The sequence below is a fragment of the Methanomassiliicoccales archaeon LGM-RCC1 genome (genome assembly GCA_030168575.1).
GTDB lineage: Archaea > Thermoplasmatota > Thermoplasmata > Methanomassiliicoccales > Methanomethylophilaceae > Methanoprimaticola.
The window spans coordinates 984,313-1,004,260 of the sequence record CP115555.1; the positions used below are offsets into that span (position 1 = coordinate 984,313).

A 19,948-nucleotide genomic window follows, 5' to 3' on the forward strand; every position below is an offset into this window, starting at 1 on the left:
TTCAACCGTACGTTTAAATCCGATGTACTGTAATCGTGCGCACAAGGTGTTCGCATGGAACAGAAGGTAATCGATGAGATTGAGAGGATTGTAGGAAAGGACGGGTACTCCGTGGCACCGTCGGTCCTGTACACATACGGATTCGACGCATCGATCTTCCATAACGACCCCGACATGGTCATCCAGCCGACCTCTACCGAGCAGGTATCGGAGATCATGAAGGTCGCTTCCAAGTACAAGATCCCGGTGACCCCCAGAGGGTCAGGAACGGGACTGTGCGGCGCAGCCGTCCCGATCAAGGGAGGTATCGTCCTCGCCATGCAGAGGATGAACAAGGTGCTCAAGGTGAGCGTCGAGGACCTCTGGGTGGATGTCCAGGCAGGCTGTGTGTACAACGATCTGAACGCCGAGTTAGAGAAGTACGGTTTCTTCTTCCCCCCGTCCCCCGGTTCCGCTGAGGCCTGTCAGGTCGGAGGGATGGTCGCCACCAACGCATCCGGTATGCGTGCGGTCAAATACGGAGCGACCAGGGACTTCGTCATGGGACTGACCTTCGTCAAGGCCGACGGAGAGATCGTCCGCTGCGGAACAAGGACCATCAAGGACGCATCAGGCTACCAGCTGGCCCGCTTCATGTGCGGTTCCGAGGGAACCCTGGGCGTCATCACAGAGATCACATTCAAGATCACCACCAAGCCGAAGAAGTCGGCATACTGCCTCTGCTGCTTCGAGGATGTCGTCGCCGCAGGCAAGTGCATATCCGCCATCATCGCCAAGCCTCTGATCCCCGCATCCTGCGAGCTCATGGACAGCACGAGCATCAACGCGGTCAACAAGGCCAGGGGACACCCCCTTCCAGACTGCGGCGCATTGATAATAGTCGAGGCGGACGGAGAGAGCGACGAGATAGTCGACAGGGACATAGCGATCGTCGCGGACATCGCCAAGCAGAACGGAGCGATCTCCGTGGAGCCCACCAAGGACAAGGCGCTGATCAACAAGTGGACCGATGCCAGGAAGTCCGTCATGGTCTCCCTCGCGGCACTGAAGCCCGGATGCTCATCCGTCTCTCTCGCAGACGATATGGGAGTGCCCATCTCCAAGGTCCCCGATGCGGTGAAAGCATTCCAGGAGATCGCGGACAAGTACAGGGTGACCGTAGCGACCTACGGACACGCATCTGATGGTAACCTCCACACCAAGATGGTCATCGACCCCACCGACAAGGACGAGTGGGAGAGGGGAATCAGCGCGGTGAACGAGATCTTCGATGTCTGCATCGAGCTCGGTGGGACCGTCACAGGAGAGCACGGTGTGGGAATCTCCAAGGCACCCAACTACCAGAAGGAGAGGGCATCGGAGCTCAACACCATCAGGGCCGTCAAGGCAGCGTTCGATCCCGACAATATCCTGAACCCCGGCAAATCGGAGCAGTGGACCGGATCGATCCTCAGGAACCTTAGGTACCCCTGCAAACTCGATTGAATCCCTTTCAACCCGGTCGGGAGACCGACCGGGAATCATTTCTAAAAATAATTCAGGGGCAGGCGCCCCTTGAATAGTTTCAGATCACGTATCTGAGTAGGATAAATTCAGCTGCCGCAATGGCGATAGCTATTCCCCAGATGACCTTGTTCCATGCGAAGATCTTCGAACCGTCAAGCGGGGGTATTGGAATGAGGTTGAAGAGTGCAAGGATAGCATTGATGTTGGCCAGCATGAAGAAGAATATGTACGTGAGGGTATCGGTGGTCAGACTGAAAACCACTATTCCGATAACGCATAGCACTATGTTCACTATGGGTCCGGCTATACTCACCTTGCCGTTCATCTCCTTGTCCATGTTCCCCATTATGACGACCGCACCGGGCGATGCGAACAGGAATCCCAACAGTGAGGTCACTAAGGTGATACCCAGTCCTGCTGGCCACATACGGTACTCGGACCACAGACCGAATTTCTGGGCCATGAACTTGTGGCCGAACTCATGGAATAGGAAACTGACTACGACCAATACCAGACAGAACAGGAACAGGACTATGTATCCCATAGACTGACCGAAGGTCATCTCGAAGTACAGAGGTAGAGAACTGTTGCGGTACAGTAGCGTGAACGCCAATGCCAGTACAAGTATCGAGATCAGGATGTCCCTTATCTCGATCTTGCTGAACTTGGGCTTCCCGTAACCCGGATTCACGCGCTGCAGGCCGTCGTAGTAATCGTCGTCCATGCAACTTCGATACCGTCGCCGTAAATAAGGGTATCATCGGACCGCCCGTACCATCCGTTATATCCCCGTTATCCATCCTGACTTCATGGACATCAACCGCAGCCTGTGCTTCCTCCATGACCCCGACGAATCCAAGAGAGCGTTCATATTCGACATGTACGGGACGCTGGTCAGGGCGAGGTTCGGGAACCTGGATGACATCTATTCGGCATTCTACAGGCTGTTCCCGGATGCGGATAAGGCGGATGTCCAGAGGGAGTATGAGAGGATAGTCTCCGAGTTCGAGGGAAACCACGGGCCGCACAGGGAGATGTCTATAACCTATCTGCTGGCAAGGATGGACGAGGCCTTCCACACGGAGAACGACAGCCTCGAGGCGGAGAACGTGATGATGAGGTCCACCCACACATTCATCCCAGTGGAGGGTGCGGAGGACACGCTCCGCTACTTCAGGGAGAGAGGTTACAAGATAGGCGTCCTGAGCAACACATCCTATCGCGGCATCGTGGTCAAGGGGTTGCTGGAGGATGTCGGCTTCGATCATCTCATAGACGCTGTCGTAAGCAGCGCCGATGTCGGATACAGGAAACCGCACGACAACGCCTACCAGGCTGCCATAGATTCGCTGGGGATGAAAAGGAGCGACTGCTTCTTCGCCGGTGACAGCGAGGATAAGGATTTCCTCGGGCCCAGGAGATTCGGGATGAGGGGATCATTCCTGATAGATCCCTCGAGACCGTCCAGGGAGAACGGCATCGTTTCATCGATATCGGAGATACCGACGTTTTTCAGGGACTGAACGTCTTAGAAGACAATCCATTTATGGAATCTCGATTATCAGAATACGGAAGGAGCAGGCATGGTCCAAAAGAATATCGCCCACGGGAAGGAGGTACGCAGATGGTGCGACGGCTGCGGCACCCTCATACTAGGCGAGTCCTGCTCCAGTTGCGGCTCCCAAGGGAGGGAGTTCGAGATCAACAGCCCGGGAGACATCAGACCATGCATGGGGGACAGCATCCCCATGGTCCTGTCCCTGTTCAAGGATGCCTTCGGCACCTCGACACCGCTGGAAGGCAAAGCAATCTTCTTCAACAAGGTCCCTGGAGAGGACCGTACCGACGAGATCGTCGCCAACGGTTCCGTTCTGGGGATACTCAGATTCGATATGAGGTCCGACAGGATCGTCCTGGAGATCAGACAGCCAGGAGCGGACATGTTCAACCCTGTCGCCACCAAGAACATAGTGGTGATCGGGGGCATGTCCGGGCATCTAAAGGGAAAGTCGGTCCCCGGCGAGAACGTCATCGACGTCATAGGGGACTTCAAGGCGGGGGAAACGCTGATCCTAAGGAAGGGCCAGAAGGTCGGCCCGGGAATAGCACTGGCAGACAGCATGGAGCTGAAGAACGCCGAGAAGGCGGTGAAGATCCGCGATCTAAACGCCCCGACGGAGCTGCCTTCGCCTGTGGATGCGGACCTCAGGACCTTCGTCGAGGCGAACAAGGATCACATAAGACGCATCGGCAGGCATGCGGTCAAGGAGATCAAGAGGTTCCTGGACGAGAAGAATCAGAAAGGTCTCCCGATCACGGTATCCTTCTCGGGAGGGAAGGATTCCCTGGCGGCCTACGGCCTCGCCTCACAGGCGGTGAAGGACCTCGACCTGATGTACATCGACACCGGTCTGGAGTTCCCGGAGACGGTGAACTATGTGAAGGCATTTGCAATGGAGCACGGCAACAGGCTCCACATAGCCGAGGGCAAAGACGGTTTCTGGGAGAACGTCGACACATTCGGTCCTCCGGCCAAGGACTTCAGATGGTGCTGCAAGGTCTGCAAGCTCGGACCCACCACCGATATGATATCTGAGGATTTCCCCAAGGGGACGATCACCGTGGAGGGCAACCGCTGGCTGGAATCATACGCACGTTCCACCATCGGTTTCGTTACGAAGAACCCGTTCGTCCCCAATCAGGTCAACCTCAATCCGATCAGGGCTTGGTGCGCAGCTGAGGTATGGGCCTACATCCTCACATTCGGACTGGAGTACAACCCATTGTATGATAGGGACTTCGAGAGGATTGGCTGCTACCTCTGCCCCTCGTGCCTTTCCAGCGAGTGGAGGAACACAGGAAGGATCCATCCAGACCTGTATGCCGAATGGGAGGATTACCTCCATAAGTACGCTGAGGAAAGAGGGCTTCCCAAGGAATACGCCGACATGGGATTCTGGAGATGGAAGGTGCTTCCGCCCAAGATGATACAACTGTCTGATGAGATGCGGATCTCCTTGAAACCGTCCAAGGCTTCAGGCCCCAGCATGAGGATGCTGAAGGGAGCATCGCCCTGCGCTGCAGGAGGGTATTCCATGGAGGCCATCGTCAACGTCCCCCGCAGCAGGGACTTCTCCTATGTGGAGGATGCGCTCAGGACCGTCGGGGAGGTGAAGTACTCCTCGGAGTTCGAGATAGCACTGCTGAAGATGCCAAACGGAAGGGCCAAGCTGTTCGGCGGAGGACAGGTCTCGGTGACCGCTCCGGATGCCAAGAACTCCAAGATCGTTTTCGAGAGGGCGGTCAAGGCTCTCATAAGGGCGGAGCTGTGCACTGAGTGCGGCATATGCGCGAAGGGCTGTCACCGCCATGCCATAACCATCAAGGGCGGAATGAGGGTTGATCCCGGCAGATGCACGTCATGCGGCAAGTGCGAGAGGTCCTGTATGGTCATCCATTACTACGATAAACTGATGGAATCCGCCGGAGAAGGAGAGAAGGCCTGTCCCTCTGCTAAACAGTGAACTTACGTGTTTCGGGCTAGGCTTTTTTGTCGTTTTTGGGCTTAGCACTTCTGTAGGGACGTTAGTCAGTATGACTTCTACACAAGTCTTTGAAACTTGTTTATAGAATCTAAGCCCGGATTTTTCAGATAACGATTTTAATACCCGCACACCTACTCCCGAACATGGATTGGACATTCGGCATAGCCCTCCTGATCGGATTCGCTCCGGTCTTCATACTGATGGATACTATCCTGAAGAACTACACCTATCCCCGCGTGGAGACCCCGTTCTTCAAGGACACCACTTTCTTCGGTCTTTTCACCGTGGGTATCGTAGAGGGAGCCGTAATGGCCGTGGTCATAAGCCTCCTAGGTTTGCTGGAGAGCTCCTTCTCCATCATGTACATGGTCATGATGGCGTTCGTGGAGCTGATGGCAATCGTCGTGGTCATGAATCTCAAGAGGTTCCGCGGCAAGTCCGATTCGATATTCTACGGGTACGGCATGGGACTGGGAATGGCCGGAGGAATGGCGTCCGGTTTCGTCTACCTCATGCTCATGGCCTCATCGGAAGGACTCGATCCGACCATGGTCATCATGGCAGTGATTCTGTCCTGCGGCATATCCCTCATATTCTCCTCAGGAGGAACGAACATCGGAGAAGGCATCGCCAGGCACATGCCGATGCAGTACCTGATGCAGGGGGCCATCCCGCTGGTAGCGTTCAACATGATCTTCGCGATACTCCCCACCACTGGTGGCATCGTCTATATCGGTGCGCTCCTGCTGATGCTCCTGATCGGTGCGTACTTCTTCCACAAGAATCTGTTCGTGAACCTTCCGAACGTGGTTAGGGATGTGCTGAAGTACAACAATGAGAAGAGGGACGACATCCCGAAGTCAAGATGATCTGTACTGGCCGGGTCTGACCTCAGCTATGTAGCAGCGGTCCATCATGGCCGCGACGTACCTCTCGGCATTCTTCTCGCCCACGATCTCCTGTACATCCTCAAGCGTGAACGTTCCCTTGGATTTCGTCAGGCCTTTGGCCAAAATCACCATCTTCTCGTCCAGGTCCGAGGCGTGCTCGTACTTGTATATCATCGTGGAGTAGGGGTCGGCCTTCTCGATCCTCTTCTTCTTGGCCTTGTCGTCAGGCCTTTCGAACCCGGCAGCCTGGCCCAGTGCCTCGCGTGCCCTTTCCTGATCCCGGCATTCATAGATGAAGATCATGTCCTTCGTCTTGGTCGTGGTGCCGCAGTAGGGACATGAGGAGCTCTTGCTGTCCTTGTCGACTATACGGGCCCTTCCGCAGAGGCTGCAGATGAAGATCCCGTACACTGAATCACCTGTACTCGGCGAACACCAGTGCAGCCACGCAGCAGCCGTAGTTGTCCATGGGGATCTTCAGCTCCTCCATGGCGAAGTGGATCTCGTCGAACTCGACGTTGCGTATCTTCGACATCTCGTCCATCTTGCAGGTGAGGATCTCCCTTAGGGATTCGGCGGAGCCGTGGATGTGCCCTTCCGCCACATAACCGCCCCTTCCGTCCTTGCGGTAGGCGTAGGCGATCCCGGCGGCGATGGTCTCCCCTTCCGTTCCCCTCATCTGGGCCAGGACGCAGTGCGTTACGGCACCCATAGGCATTACGCAGGGGTCGATGAGTTCCGCGCCTATCGGGATGACGGATGACACGGAGACCAGGTTCTGTTCCCCTATGCCAGCCTGTATCAGCGCCTTATCGAAGGCATTCAGGTCGGACGTCTCGCTCACAGCCGAGCTGTGAGTGATGAAGAATTTGCTGGGAACTAGCTCCATGGGACTCTCGAAGTCTTACTCATATTAGGTTGTTTGTCAACCTATATATTGGGATGTGTCCTCGATGTTCTTCTGGGCCATATCGATCTGGTTGCGGATGATCTCCGCTTCCTTGAGTAGCTCGTTGGGCGTGGTCTTGAAGCCGGGAACGAGCTTGGAGATAGGCTCGATGAACGCGGTCGATGATGCCGGGTCAGGCACCCCGGATGTAGCTGGGGACATGATCGTGATGACATCCATGCCCTTGCTGGGCGCCAGGTACATGATGATGCCGGTCATACCTCTGATCATCCCCTCGCTCATGCTCTCCAATCCGCACTTCTTGAGGAGCTTCTTGCCGTTCACGCCTCCTGCGACGGCCATGACCTTGGAGTCTTCGAATCTGGGGGTCCCCTCCATGCAGATGACGGTCTTGCATCCCCTGTACTTCATGTAGTTCAGGATCTGCGTCGAGGTGAAGTAGCAATCCTCCGGTTTGGGGGCGTACTCGGTCATGCACAGGAGCACATCCTGGCCGTTCTTCCTCTTGTTCTTGTAGCCGTAGAATCTGATGGGCGGCATCACGCGGTCCTCGGAGACAAGGCAGTAAGGAGGCATGCAGGCAGAGGCCATGCCTGCCACGGGCGTCATGTCCAGGCTCTTCACGTACATGTTGGCCATGATCGAGCTGGTGAGGCCCACGGTAGGGAATCCTATGATGCCCACAGGGTCGTTCAGATCCATGTCCTCGTACTGGATTATCTCCATGTTCATGAGAGGCATAATACCGAATAACTTTTTAAGAAGTTCTATCATACTCGCAGTATGAGCGGTCATTCCATCACGGTTTCCAAGACCTCCGGAGGTATACCGGTCGTAGTGGAGAACATCCCCGGCAGCGAGAGCATCGCATACATGATCGGCGTCGCCACCGGATCCAGGGACGAGACCTCGGACATCTTCGGATTATCGCATCTTCTGGAGCACACGGTGTTCAGGGAGACCAAGACCATGGACTCCTACCAGATGGCCAAGGAGATCGAGGGTGCCGGAGGGGAGCTCAACGCCTTCACCGGAAGGGAGATGACCGCATTCTACGGGATCACTATCAACGAGACTGCAGATGTCGCCAGGAGGATCGTCGGGGACATCGTGGCCAACCCGCTCATCAATGAGAACGCCACCGAGCTCGAGAAGAAGATCGTGCTGCAGGAGCTCAGCATGGTCAAGAGCGAACCCGAGAGGTACATCCACGATTTGTTCAGCATGGTGCTCTGGAAGGGGCACGAGCTCTGCCAGGACGAGGGAGGCGACGAGAAGCTCGTCGCCGGCATGACCTACAAGGACCTCAGAGCCTACTACGACGAGAAGTACAGGATCCCCAACCTGTCCGTCTATGCCGTCGGCACGCCTGACATGGACGAGACCGTCGCATGGGCAGAGGAGACCCTGGATGGCATGGCTGGAGGCAAGAGGAACGTCAGGACCGCTCCGCCGACGCCCAAAGGGAAGTACGAGTTTGTGGCAAGCGATTCGGAGCATTATCAGGTGGCCATGGGATTCGAGGCCTACGGAGCATCCCATAAGGACCGCACGGCGGCATCGATGCTCTCTGCCATACTCGGTTCCGGAACCAGCTCAAGGCTCTTCCAGGATGTCAGGGAGAAGAAGGCCCTGGTCTATTCCATCTTCAACAGCATATCTCAGAACAGCGACGCAAGCTCCTTCGCCACGTACATGTCATGCACCAAAGGAAACGTGATCGAGGCAATGGAGACAACTTCCCAGGTCTTAGGCAAGTTCCTCGCCGAGGGTCTGGAGAAGGGGGAGCTGGAGAGGGCCAAGAGGCTCGTCAAAGGTTCTAACATCAGAGCGATGGAGTCGACGGACAACCGTCTCTACAGGCTCGGGGTCAACCACATGCTGAACGAGAGCACAGAGACGCTGGAGCAGCGTCTTCAGAAGATCGACGCTGTCACGGAGGACGATGTCATGAGGGTCGCGAGGGATATCCTCAAGCCGGACCAGATGAACATTGTGGTCCTGGGGAAGAACAACAGGACCTTCAAGAAGCTCGATCTCAGCTCTTTTGCTTTCTGAAATCGTCGATAAGGTACAGCACCGCATCGCACGCCTTGGGCACCGCGGCTTCGATCTCGGGAGTCATGGTCTCGGTCATGGTTTTGATGTCCTGGACCTCGATCGCGATGAACATGATCTTCTCGGGCATGATCTCCGGATCCATTTGGCGTCCGATCTTTATCGCAGTGGGGAGGTTGACATCGTGAGTGGCCGCTTCCCCGATCTTGCTGTCGAAATCCGATTCCGAATAGATTACTATGGTCCCGGGACCGTATTCGCCGGTCATGATGGCATCGACTATGATGGCCATCCTGTAACCGTGGATGACAGGCAGGATGTCCAATCCTCCGACCGCTTCCTGGTGGCAGTCCACGCTGTCCAGGTGCATATCCTCAACGGCCTGCGATACCCTCAGTCCGACGGCATCGTCGCACATGATCGGGCTGCCCAGTCCTACAACGGCGATCTCGGAGTTCCTGTCCATCTTATCGGACACCCTATGGAGCATCCCATTTATCATCTTTTCAGGGATTAGCTTTATCTTTTTTGGTAACACTCTCTGTGATATGCGCATCCAGGCGGAGAGCTCTCAGATCATCAACGGCAAGACCGTCACCACCCGTCAGCTGGAGGCCCTGCTGGCGGTCCAGGAGACCAACAGTCAGAGCGCCGCCGCAAGGAAGCTCGGGATATCCGTTCCTGTCCTCCACAAGTACATCTCGTTCATCGAGGAGGCCGCAGGCGAGCCCGTGCTGATCACCACCCCGGCAGGATCTGCATTGACCGCCGCAGGTAAGGAGATCGCAGAGACCGCCAAGGCCATGGGGTACAGATGCAACCTGGACAGGGACTTCACCGTGTGCTGTTCTCCGGTTACCGAGGATATCATGATGTCCGTCGTGTCCGCTCTGAAGATCCCGGACGTCCACATGATCGTCTCCGACGACGAGTACAACATCCGTATGATGAGGGAGAACCGTGCCGACCTGGCGATCATCGACGATCCTCTGTTCCTATTCGACGCCGACGAGTACCTCATGGACGAGATAGGGTACATGGGGATGGTGTACGTGGACAACGGCCCATCATTCATCCGCTACAAGTACGGGGCGCAGAGGGTGGCGTTCATGTACCTCGATTCCATCAAGAAGAAGTACACGGTGGACTCGGAGACATTCTCCTTATCCGAGCTCTTGGGGTCTAACAAGAGCTTCTTCATCGACGAGTTCATGCTCACCCGCAGGAACCTTAGGCTCAAGAGCGCCGTGGATCCGAAGATGATCCGCCACGCCATCACCGCCATCTACAGGGACGAGGATCCGAGGGTTTTGAGGATAGTAAAGGCCGCTAAGGCCAGAAATCTGTGAAAAGGCCATTATCCTTTTTGATAATAGCTCCTCCGTTTCATCATCCTTTATTATATATCAGAGGGAGCATGATAGACCGATTAACATGGTTACACCCAAAGCAGAGATTTCGAAAGAAATCGCGGACGCAGCCAAGATGTGCTTCCAGTGCGGTACCTGTACAGCAGGATGCCCCTCCGGAAGGAGGACCTCCTACAGGGTCAGGAAGATCGTCAGGATGGCACAGCTCGGCCTCAAGGACGAGATCATCACCTCTGAGGAACTCTGGGATTGCAGCACCTGCTACACATGCGTAGAGAGATGCCCCCGTCAGGTCCCCATCGTCGACCTGATCATCGACCTCAGGAACCTCGCAGTTGCAGAGGGTCACATGAGGGAGCAGCACAAGGGAACCGCTGCCAACCTGCTGAAGTACGGACACACCGTCTCAGTCCAGGATGTATACACGAAGCTCAGGGTCGAGATCGGACTCCCCGACACTCCCCCCACAGTTCTGGCAAACGAGAAGGCAAAGGCCGATCTGGACAAGATCCTCATCGCGACCGGATTCGACAGGATCGTACAGGAGTGATTAAGATGGCAAAATACGCATTCTTCCTCGGATGTATCGCACCCCTCAGATACCCCGGAATCGAGAAGTCAACAAGGGATGTCTGTGAGGCGCTCGGAATCGAACTCGTCGACCTCAACGACGCAAGCTGCTGCCCTGCACCCGGAGTCATCAGGGCCTTCAACAAGAAGACATGGCTCGCAGCTGCAGCAAGGAACCTCGCTCTCGCAGAGAAGCAGGGTCTCCCCATCATCACAATCTGTAACGGATGCTACGGATCCCTCTTCGACGCAGCCCACGAGCTCGCCGAGGACAAGGAGCTCCTCGCAGAGGTCAACAAGATCCTCGCAGAGATCGGAATGGAGTACAAGGGAACCACAAAGGTCCACCACTTCGCCGAGGTCCTCTACAACGAGGTCGGAGTCGAGAAGATCAAGGCCGCCGTCACCAACCCCCTGGAGTACCAGGTCGCAGCATTCTACGGATGCCACTTCCTGAAGCCCAGCGAGATCAAGCAGGTCGACGACCCCGAGAACCCCCACATCCTCGACGACCTCATCGAGGCTACCGGAGCCAAGTCCATGCCCAGGAAGCAGAAGACACTCTGCTGCGGTGCAGGAGGAGGACTCAAGGCAGCTTTTGGAGACGTTGCAAAGAAGTTCACCGAGACAAACCTCGAGAACATGAAGGCATCCGGAGCACAGTTCATCATCGATGTCTGCCCGTTCTGCCACCTTCAGTTCGACGGTGTCCAGAAGGACCTGGGATACAGCATCCCCGTTCTCCACCTCTCGCAGCTCCTCGGACTTGCGATCGGAATGGACGCCAAGGACCTCGCACTCTCCACGCACCAGACACCTGTTGTGCTCTGAGTTGAAACTCATTAGGGAGGGAAACCTCCCTTCTTCTCCAAAATTGATATAATAATAAAGGAGAGATTCTGACTCTAAATAATTAAGAGTTAAGTTCAAATATATGTGGTACACACATCGACATATCTTTTAATATGACCATAGGATGCCTCGACTCAGTAAAAGGTGTCTATCATGGCAAGACAGCAAGCAGCACGTAAGGTGAAGGACAAGTGGAAGGCGAAGGAGTGGTACAAGATCCACGCCCCCAAGATGTTCAATGAGGCAGAGATCGGAGACACACCCTCGGCAGACCCCGAGTACGTTATCGGACGTACCGTCGAGGTCACCGTTCAGGACCTGACCGGGGACTTCTCCAAGATGCACATTAAACTAAAGTTCAAGGTCAACGCGACAGAGGGAACCGATGCGAAGACAGTCTTCGTCGGACACGACCTCACAAGCGACTACGTAAGAAGGCTCACCCGCCGCAGAAAGACCAAGACCGACCACGTCGTGGACTTCTACACCAAGGACGGCTTCAAGTACAGGGTAAAGACCATGTCCATCGCGGACAGGCGTATTCAGTCCTCCCAGGAGGAGGGAATGAGAGCCATCATCTCCGAGACCCTGACCAACATGGGTAAGGAGATGACACTGTCCGAGATCGTCAAGGCAATCATCAACGGAACCCTCTCCAGGGACCTCGCAAAGGCATGCCACGTCATCATCCCCATCAAGAGGATCGAGATCAGGAAGTCCGAGGTTCTCGAGTTCGGTGAGGGAGAGCCCGAGGCAGTCTTCACAGCCGACGAGATGGTCAGCACCCAGGCACCCGAGGCAGCAGCTCCCGCAGAGGAGACCGCCGAGGAAGCACCTGCAGAGGAGTCCGAAGAGGCTCCCGCAGAGGAAGCCTCCGAGTGAATTTCATCAGCCCCGGTACGCCGGGGCTTCAAACCCTTTCCATACTTATTTTCTGATTCTGGCTTCCATCTTACCCCGATAGAAACCCTTATAACGAACAAGCCAATCTCCTGCACAAGGCCGGGGTGGCTCAGCCTGGTGGAGCGTCGGACTCATAGGGTTCTGGTCAATTAGACCTCTTCCAGGGAAATCCGAAGGTCATGGGTTCGAACCCCATTCCCGGCACCATCTTCTATCCACGATTCTTAGGTTCTGAGTCCAATACGATATTCGATTCTCGACTTTTATATACCAAGATGTCCAGTAGGATGGCATGAGGCTCATCATCTACACCGGGAAGGGCGGAGTAGGAAAGACATCAACTTCTGCGGCTACAGCATACAGACTGGCCAAGAAAGGTCACCGCACCCTTCTGATGAGCACCGATTCAGCTCATTCTCTGGGCGATTCCCTGGGGATCGATCTGGGAACGGAGATCAAGCACATCTCGAAGAACTTCGACGCATTCGAGATAGACATCATCCATGAGATGAAGACCAAATGGGCCGACATCCAGTCGTACGTGGTCGAGTTCATGGAATCCCAAGGCATGGGGAGCATCACTGCTGAAGAGATGGCGATCTTCCCCGGAATGGAGATGATCTCAGCCCTTTTCTACGTCAACCAGTTCAACGAGAGCGGAGAGTACGACGTCATAGTGATGGACACCGCCCCCACAGGAGAGACGCTCAGGCTGCTGAGCCTGCCTGAAGCGGCGAACTGGTATGTGATGAAGTTCTACAGCACATTCAAGAAGCTGATGGCCTTGGCCCGCGTAACCGTCGGAAAGGTGTCCAACGTCCCCCTTCCGTCATCCGAGGTCATGGATACCGTGGATGTACTGAAGGATACCTTCCAGAGCGTCAGCGGGATCCTGGATGATCCCAAATGCACAACCGTCAGGCTGGTCCTCAATCCTGAGCAGATGGTCATCAAGGAGACCATGCGCGCCTACACTTATCTGAGCCTTTACAACAGGAACGTCGAGATGCTCGTGGTCAACAAGGTCTACCCAGACGAAATCCTGAATTCCGGCATATTCGATGAGAAGGCCAAGGAGCAGAAATTCCACATGGAGGAGATCCACAGCGCCTTCGATCCCATGGAGATCAAGGTCTGCCATATGAGGAGCACCGAGCTCAGGGGCCTTGAGATGCTGGAGTACATGGCCGATGAGATCTACGGCAAGGAGGACCCGATCAAGGTCTACTCCTCTGAAAGCCCCATGAGCTTCCGCAGCGAGGACGGGATCGATATGCTGGTCATGAAGATGCCTTTCGTGGAGGCAGCGGATGTGGAGCTGTTCCGTGTCAATGCGTCATCGCTCATGGTCCACGTTGGAAGCCAGAAGCGCAACATCCATCTTCCGGATTCTTTACTATCTGCAGAAATCCTTGGCGCAGATTTCATAGAGAATGAACTCATTATCAAATTCAAGAGGAACTGACCATGACTACCAACGACGATCTGGAGAGGTTCGTGGCCCAGAACAAGGAACTGGTCGAGAGCATGATGAAGGTCCCGAAGGATACCATCAAGGCAGCGGCCATGGCATCGTATGAAGGGGTCCGCATGACCAACGAGTTCGCCAAGGCGAAGGGACAGGAAGCCTTTGACAAAATCCATTCCACGTTGGTATCCCCGGATATACAGAAGCATTTCATCACAGCCGGTCTGGAGTTCATGGAGGGCATGAAGGCACTTCTTCAGCACGCTCCGGTACCGGGATTCGCCAAAGAGGCGGCGGAGGACATGGAGAAGAGCACCAGGCAGGTCATCTGCGCATGCAATCCCAACTGTCCTATGAAGAAGACCTCAAAGAAGAAAGCTGAGTGACATGGATATCGAGACCGTCCTGATGGGAAGAGCGTTCGTCAACGGCGAACTCAAGTACACCGAGATAGGAATCAACGATGGGAAGATAGTAGCCGTAGGCAGCTATGTGAACGGAGGGGAGAAGAGGATCGAGCTCGGGACGAGCATGACCGTGCTCCCCGGATTCGTCGATCCGCACGTCCATCTCAGGGACCCCGGCATGACCGAGAAGGAGGACTTCTCCACAGGTACGCTGGCTGCCGTCCATGCAGGTGTGACGACGGTGCTGGACATGCCCAACACCAAGCCCGCCGTATTCGATGTCGATACCCTTATGTCGAAGAAATCCCACCTCAAAGGAAGGGCATACACCGACTTCGGATTGTTCGCAGCGATCACACCCAACATCAACGCGGGGATGCTGGCCAAGATGGTCCCCGGATTCAAGCTTTTCATGGGTTCCACCACAGGCAACATTCTGCTCAATGACGACGAGGAGCTGATCCCCGCCGTATCCGATGCTCTTGCCACCGGCAAGCGCGTGAGCGTCCATGCAGAGGACGACTCCATGATACTCAAGGAGCCCGAGAACTGCACCAGGGACCACCTGAGGAATCGTCCGGCCGAGGCCGAGCACAACGCCATCAGGAGGCTGGCCAGTCATTTCTCTGGAAAGAAGATCAACATCTGCCATATCACGACGCCCGAGGGATTGGACCTGGCCAGGAAGGCAGGGTTCACCACAGAGGTCACCATGCATCACATGATGTTCGAGGTGGACCGCAACAAGGATGCATTCTACAAGGTCAATCCGCCCATCAGGGACATCAACAATCGCGATGAGCTCTACAAGAGGTTCCTGGCAGGCGACATAACCATGATCGGCACCGACCATGCCCCTCATACGGTCACGGAGAAGAGCAGGGACTTCGACTCAGCTCCAGGAGGCATGCCCGGTGTGGAGACCACCATGCCGATCATCATGAACATGGTCCGCAAGGACATCATCCCGTTATCGCAGGCCGTCAGGATGGGCGCCAACGCACCCGGACAGGCCTTCTCACTTCCTAAAGGCGGCATCGCAGTCGGCATGGATGCCGATTTCAGCATCTTCGATATGAGGAAGGTCACCAGGATAGATCCCAAGACGCTCCACAGCAAGTGCGGCCACAGCCAGTACGGAGGCATGGAGGCCATCTTCCCCGATACAGTAATAATCAGGGGAGAGGTACAGGTCGAAGGAGCAGAGTTCTGCGGAGAGAGCAGAGGGGTCGATATCTATGGCTGATTACGAAGTGGACTATTCGGAGGTCACGGGCAGACTGGTCTCGTGTCCTGAGCAGTGCGGGATGTGCTGCCTCTGCCAGCCAGAGGTCCTGCCCGAAGAGAGGCCTTTCTTCAAGAAGAACTACCCCCAGTTCCTTGTGAGGACGAAGGGGCCTCAGCCCTACAGTGCTCTGGCGCTGAAGAAGGGATGTGGATCATGCGTCTTCCTGGAGAACAGGAGATGCAAGGTCTACGACCACAGGACCGCATATTGCAGGCAGTTCCCCTACCACATCTACGCCAGCGACAGGGTGAAGGTCGAATTGGACCTCTCCTGCAGGGGTGCTTGGGAGGGCAAGGGCAACGATGCTCTGACCGAGGCCAAGGAACTCATCAAGGCCGCGGATTCTAGGATAACCGAAGCCATCGCGGAGGCCAAGGAAGTCTACCGCGAGTTCTATGCTAACTGCAAGGAGGCCGGCGTCTATCAGGACCCGTCAATGCTCCGCATGACCGTTTCCGAGAATGTCTCGATGTTCACGGACCTTGCTTACCTCAGCCGTATAATGGATATGTCCCAGATAGAGCCGATAATGGCATTGGCGGGCACCCGTCCGGAGACGCAGTTGGACATGGAGTCGCTGGAGGAGGCGGGGAGGGATCTCGCCATGGACTCGATGTCATCGAACGATCCCCTGAGCGTCCCGGTCTACTGCGACAAGGATTGGAATTGGAACATGTTCATGGCCCAGAACGGCAGGATAGAGTGGATGGTGATGGATGACGACGGCAATCTCATCCACAAGGCGTTCGCCGACGCCACCGACATCAAGCTGAAGGTGCCCGACTCCGAGGGAGTGAAGGTACTGACGGACTACGTCAACACCCTCAATCAGAGGGACAGCTTCCTCGGCAGCGTGTTCTCGATGATGGACCAGAACGGCTATGAGGACGACATGACCAACGCGTACTTCGGCAGCATGGCCGTGACCGTGATGGACCTCCTCTGGAGGATGTCCATGCTGGACCACTTCATGGGAACCGGAGTGGGAGCTGAGGGCGTGAGGGAAGCCATAATCTTCTACGACATGGACCGTCTGGATGCACCTGCGATAGGCGCTTTCGTCTAATCTTTTATACGGGGTAGGTTTAACATCCTCTCATGGACGACATAGGCAGTCAGCAGCAGGATAGGAACTCCAAGATAGTCCGCACGAGCGTAATCGGCATCGTCGTGAACGTTCTTCTGGCCACGTTCAAGGCCATAGTGGGAATCCTTAGCAACTCGATTGCTGTCACCCTAGATGCGGTCAACAACCTGAGCGATGCGCTGTCCTCCGTCGTCACCATCATAGGCACTAAGCTCGCCGGCAAGAAGCCGGACAAGAAGCATCCTCTCGGATATGGAAGGATCGAATACCTGACCACGATGATCATCGCGGCCATCGTCCTCTATGCAGGAATCACAGCATTGACGGAATCTGTCGGCAAGATCATCAATCCAGAGGTCCCGGATTATTCAACGGTTTCCCTCATAGTGATCGCCTCTGCTGTCCTGGTGAAGATCTTCCTCGGAAGGTATGTTAAGGGCGTCGGGGAGAAGGTCAACTCGGGTTCGCTGGTGGCATCCGGAAAGGATGCGCTGTTCGATGCTGTGCTGTCTGCATCCGTTCTCCTGTCCGCCATCATTTTCGTCGTTTGGGGAATCAGCCTGGAGGCCTACGTCGGACTGCTGATCTCCGTGTTCATCATCAAGGCCAGTATCGAGATGTTCAGCGAGGCCGTCGACGAGATCCTCGGCAGGCGCACCGACAAGGAAGAGATGGACGCTATCAAAGAGTCCATCATGAAGGAGGAGAAGGTCACCGGAGTGTACGACCTGATCATCCACAGCTACGGCCCCAACACCACTCTGGCATCGGTCCATGTAGAGGTCCCATCGGACATGGATGCCAAGGAGATCGACAGGCTGGAGCGCTCCCTGGCGACACGCATCTACCAGGAGTTCGGCATAATCCTCACCGCCACAGGAATCTACGCCATCGACACCGATGAAGAATCCACACGCATCCGCAACGACGTCAAGGATAGGGTCATGAACCACGAGGGTGTGCTGCAGGTCCACGGATTCTTCCTGGACCGCGAGGCCCGCAGGATGGATCTCGATGTCATCATCGACTTCGATATGAAGGACCGCGAGGCGGTCTACTGCGACATCCTGAAGGATATCGAATCCGCATATCCCGATTACAAGGTCGCCGTCGTGTTGGACATAGACCTCTGACGGTGCGTTCAGCACATTTATCAATGCCCCGGGGATACAGCCCCCAGAGGGCTCCTGTAAGAGGCATCTTCAGGGGGATACCTTAAAATACAGTTTCTATATAGGTGTCCAAAGTTAGCACCCATGATAGGATTATCGTGATGGTGCGTTGTCCGCGGGGACAAATCACAATCAAAGGAGAGATCGAAAATGTCAGGAGCAGGAACACCGGCACAGGGAAGGCACAACAAGTACAAGACGCACATCCCCTGCCGCAGGTGCGGAAAGCGCGCATACCACGTCAGGAAGGGAGTATGCGCTTCATGCGGATACGGAAAGACCGCAAAGATGAGAACATACGCTTGGGCAAAACTCCGTGAGTGATCCGAGATGGCCGTGAATCACAGTTGCGGTGTAGTCGCGATTTCTGCCGATTACGACGTAGCCTCTGATATCTACACGGCCCTGATGATTATACAGCACCGCGGACAGGAAAGCGCAGGGATATCCGTCTACAACGGTGCGGCGATCCGCACCATCAAAGGTCAGGGATTGGTCAACGACGCAATCCCGACGAGTTCCCTTTCTAAATTACCCGGTAAGTCGGGAATCGGTCACGTCAGGTACGCGACCCTGGGCGCAAACGGCTACGAGAACGCCCAGCCTTTGAACGTCGCCACTAATTTCGGTGAGATCGCAGTCGCACACAACGGCGAGCTCACCAACTACAACGAGCTGAAAGAGAAGTACATGAAGGAGGGTTGGGTCTTCTTCACCCAGTCCGACAGCGAATTGATCCTCAGGCTCCTCGGAAAGTATCTCGTTGACTACAGCCCCACCGATGCTGTCCACAAGATCATGGACGAGCTCGACGGAGCATATTCTGTCGTATTCACCATCAACGGCAAGACCTACGGATTCAGGGACAGGTACGGATTCAGGCCCTTGATCCTAGGAAAATTGGATGGCGGATACATCCTAGTGTCTGAGAGCTCAGCGATCGAGGCCCTCAAGGGAGAGGTCATAAGGGATGTGGAGCCCGGAGAGATCTGCGAGATCACCAGCACTTCCTACAAGTTCACACCCGCCGAGAACCCGAAGCACCCGAAGGCCCACTGCATGTTCGAGTGGGTTTACTTCGCTAGGCCAGATTCAGTCATCGACGGAAGGACCGTGTACGATGTCCGCAGGGAGATAGGAAGGGTCCTGGCCAGAGAGTGCCCGGCAGATGTCGATTTCGTCATGCCCATACCCGATTCGGGACGTGCGCACGCCATCGGTTACGCGATCGAGGCAGGTATCCCGTACGAGGAAGGATTCATGATGAACCGTGCAGCAGGAAGGACATTCATCCTGCCCGAGCAGAAGCTCAGGGAGACTGCGGTCTCTATGAAGATGATCCCCATCAGGAGCGCTGTCAGCGGCAAGAAGGTCCTGATCATCGACGACAGTATCGTAAGGGGTACAACTCTGAAGATCCTCATCGGCATGCTCAAGGACGCCGGAGCGAAGGAGGTCCACGTCCGTATCGGATGCCCCCCTGTCATCGCACCTTGCTTCTACGGCGTAGACATGAAGACAAGGGACCAGTTCATCGCCAACAAGCACTCCATCGAAGAGATCCGCGAGATCATCGGAGCGGACAGCCTTGGATACATCAGCCTCGAGGGACTCATCGAAGCCATCGGATTCAAGGGAGAGGACCTGTGCCTGGCCTGTGTCAACAACAAGTACCCCACCAGGATCGAGGGCGAGGTTTACAGGTTCGACCAGAACTGAGCTTTTTCCGTTCTCCAGCTCATCCAAAGGTTTAATAACAGCAAGGCTATGTGCGGTTATCCACTGGGCAGGTAGATCAGTTGGAAGATCGTTACATTGGCATTGTAGAGGTCGCGAGTTCGAATCTCGCCCTGTCCACTCATTCTCTTCAGCCAGATATCTGATTTTATTGGATGTTGTTCATTCTCTGAACTCATTTTTCA

At 55.4% G+C, this 19,948-nt stretch carries 21 protein-coding genes and 2 tRNA genes; 18 read left to right on the forward strand and 5 right to left on the reverse strand.

Annotation, left to right across the window (positions count from 1 at the left end; translation table 11 throughout):
* Positions 1–54 precede the first annotated feature (54 nt).
* On the forward strand, positions 55–1,485 hold the full coding sequence (locus PED39_04870; GenBank protein ID WII06924.1) for an FAD-binding protein: 1,431 nt from the start codon (positions 55–57) through the stop codon (positions 1,483–1,485).
* A gap of 79 nt (positions 1,486–1,564) precedes the next feature.
* Here PED39_04870 and PED39_04875 read toward each other — a convergent pair whose 3' ends face one another.
* Positions 1,565–2,230, reverse strand: coding sequence for a site-2 protease family protein (locus tag PED39_04875; protein WII06925.1), 666 nt, complete (start codon positions 2,228–2,230; stop codon positions 1,565–1,567).
* Positions 2,231–2,315: 85 nt separating this feature from the next.
* On the opposite strand from PED39_04875, the gene PED39_04880 reads away from it, so the two are divergent.
* The 3 genes from PED39_04880 (at position 2,316) to PED39_04890 (ending at position 5,920) form a co-directional block, all read left to right on the forward strand.
* On the forward strand, positions 2,316–3,029 hold the full coding sequence (locus PED39_04880; protein ID WII06926.1) for an HAD family hydrolase: 714 nt from the start codon (positions 2,316–2,318) through the stop codon (positions 3,027–3,029).
* Positions 3,030–3,089: 60 nt separating this feature from the next.
* Positions 3,090–5,030, forward strand: coding sequence for a phosphoadenosine phosphosulfate reductase family protein (locus PED39_04885; GenBank protein ID WII06927.1), 1,941 nt, complete (start codon positions 3,090–3,092; stop codon positions 5,028–5,030).
* A 164-nt stretch (positions 5,031–5,194) separates the two neighbouring features.
* Positions 5,195–5,920 (forward strand): hypothetical protein, encoded by a 726-nt coding sequence (locus PED39_04890; GenBank protein ID WII06928.1) that lies wholly within the window; start codon positions 5,195–5,197, stop codon positions 5,918–5,920.
* On the opposite strand, the gene PED39_04895 is transcribed toward PED39_04890, so the two are convergent.
* Genes PED39_04895 through PED39_04905 form a run of 3 tightly spaced genes read right to left on the reverse strand, consistent with a single transcriptional unit; the run spans position 5,912 to position 7,583 of the window.
* Positions 5,912–6,352, reverse strand: a complete 441-nt coding sequence (locus PED39_04895) for a hypothetical protein (GenBank protein ID WII06929.1) — start codon at positions 6,350–6,352, stop codon at positions 5,912–5,914. The two genes, PED39_04890 and PED39_04895, sit on opposite strands and share 9 nt — an antisense overlap.
* A gap of 4 nt (positions 6,353–6,356) precedes the next feature.
* A complete protein-coding gene (locus tag PED39_04900; GenBank protein ID WII06930.1) occupies positions 6,357–6,830 on the reverse strand; it encodes a pyruvoyl-dependent arginine decarboxylase in 474 nt (157 codons plus the stop codon).
* A gap of 36 nt (positions 6,831–6,866) precedes the next feature.
* Positions 6,867–7,583, reverse strand: a complete 717-nt coding sequence (locus PED39_04905; protein ID WII06931.1) for a PAC2 family protein — start codon at positions 7,581–7,583, stop codon at positions 6,867–6,869.
* Positions 7,584–7,634: 51 nt separating this feature from the next.
* Between PED39_04905 and PED39_04910 the strand changes: the two genes are divergently transcribed.
* The gene (locus PED39_04910; protein ID WII06932.1) at positions 7,635–8,909 is read left to right on the forward strand and encodes a pitrilysin family protein; all 1,275 of its coding nucleotides are present in this window, start codon (positions 7,635–7,637) and stop codon (positions 8,907–8,909) included.
* Here the strand turns inward: PED39_04910 and PED39_04915 are convergent.
* Complete coding sequence (locus PED39_04915) at positions 8,890–9,411, reverse strand: hydrogenase maturation protease (GenBank protein WII06933.1); 522 nt, start codon at positions 9,409–9,411, stop codon at positions 8,890–8,892. The two genes, PED39_04910 and PED39_04915, sit on opposite strands and share 20 nt — an antisense overlap.
* A 46-nt stretch (positions 9,412–9,457) precedes the next feature.
* On the opposite strand from PED39_04915, the gene PED39_04920 reads away from it, so the two are divergent.
* The 13 genes from PED39_04920 to PED39_04980 all read left to right on the forward strand — a co-directional run bounded on the left by PED39_04920 (position 9,458) and on the right by PED39_04980 (position 19,883).
* Positions 9,458–10,258 carry a LysR family transcriptional regulator gene (locus PED39_04920; GenBank protein WII06934.1) on the forward strand — a complete coding sequence of 267 codons (801 nt, stop codon included), beginning with the start codon at positions 9,458–9,460 and terminating at the stop codon, positions 10,256–10,258.
* Positions 10,259–10,343: 85 nt separating this feature from the next.
* Positions 10,344–10,829 (forward strand): CoB--CoM heterodisulfide reductase subunit C, encoded by a 486-nt coding sequence (gene hdrC, locus PED39_04925; protein WII06935.1) that lies wholly within the window; start codon positions 10,344–10,346, stop codon positions 10,827–10,829.
* 5 nt (positions 10,830–10,834) lie between these two features.
* On the forward strand, positions 10,835–11,680 hold the full coding sequence (gene hdrB, locus PED39_04930) for a CoB--CoM heterodisulfide reductase subunit B (protein ID WII06936.1): 846 nt from the start codon (positions 10,835–10,837) through the stop codon (positions 11,678–11,680).
* A 174-nt stretch (positions 11,681–11,854) separates the two neighbouring features.
* Complete coding sequence (locus PED39_04935) at positions 11,855–12,583, forward strand: 30S ribosomal protein S3ae (protein ID WII06937.1); 729 nt, start codon at positions 11,855–11,857, stop codon at positions 12,581–12,583.
* Between the two features lie 119 nt (positions 12,584–12,702).
* Positions 12,703–12,811, forward strand: a tRNA-Met gene (locus PED39_04940).
* Between the two features lie 85 nt (positions 12,812–12,896).
* Positions 12,897–14,069, forward strand: coding sequence for an ArsA family ATPase (locus tag PED39_04945; GenBank protein WII06938.1), 1,173 nt, complete (start codon positions 12,897–12,899; stop codon positions 14,067–14,069).
* A gap of 2 nt (positions 14,070–14,071) precedes the next feature.
* On the forward strand, positions 14,072–14,458 hold the full coding sequence (locus PED39_04950; GenBank protein ID WII06939.1) for a hypothetical protein: 387 nt from the start codon (positions 14,072–14,074) through the stop codon (positions 14,456–14,458).
* A 1-nt stretch (position 14,459) separates the two neighbouring features.
* On the forward strand, positions 14,460–15,725 hold the full coding sequence (gene pyrC / locus PED39_04955; GenBank protein ID WII06940.1) for a dihydroorotase: 1,266 nt from the start codon (positions 14,460–14,462) through the stop codon (positions 15,723–15,725).
* Positions 15,718–16,833 (forward strand): YkgJ family cysteine cluster protein, encoded by a 1,116-nt coding sequence (locus tag PED39_04960; protein WII06941.1) that lies wholly within the window; start codon positions 15,718–15,720, stop codon positions 16,831–16,833. The genes pyrC and PED39_04960 overlap by 8 nt, the downstream gene beginning before the upstream one ends.
* Positions 16,834–16,865: 32 nt before the next feature.
* Positions 16,866–17,987 carry a cation diffusion facilitator family transporter gene (locus PED39_04965; protein ID WII06942.1) on the forward strand — a complete coding sequence of 374 codons (1,122 nt, stop codon included), beginning with the start codon at positions 16,866–16,868 and terminating at the stop codon, positions 17,985–17,987.
* Between the two features lie 189 nt (positions 17,988–18,176).
* Positions 18,177–18,350, forward strand: a complete 174-nt coding sequence (locus PED39_04970; GenBank protein WII06943.1) for a 50S ribosomal protein L37e — start codon at positions 18,177–18,179, stop codon at positions 18,348–18,350.
* 6 nt (positions 18,351–18,356) lie between these two features.
* Entirely contained in the window at positions 18,357–19,745 is a 1,389-nt protein-coding gene (gene purF, locus PED39_04975) for an amidophosphoribosyltransferase (protein WII06944.1), read from the forward strand.
* 65 nt (positions 19,746–19,810) lie between these two features.
* A tRNA-Ala gene (locus PED39_04980) sits at positions 19,811–19,883 on the forward strand.
* Positions 19,884–19,948 lie beyond the last annotated feature (65 nt).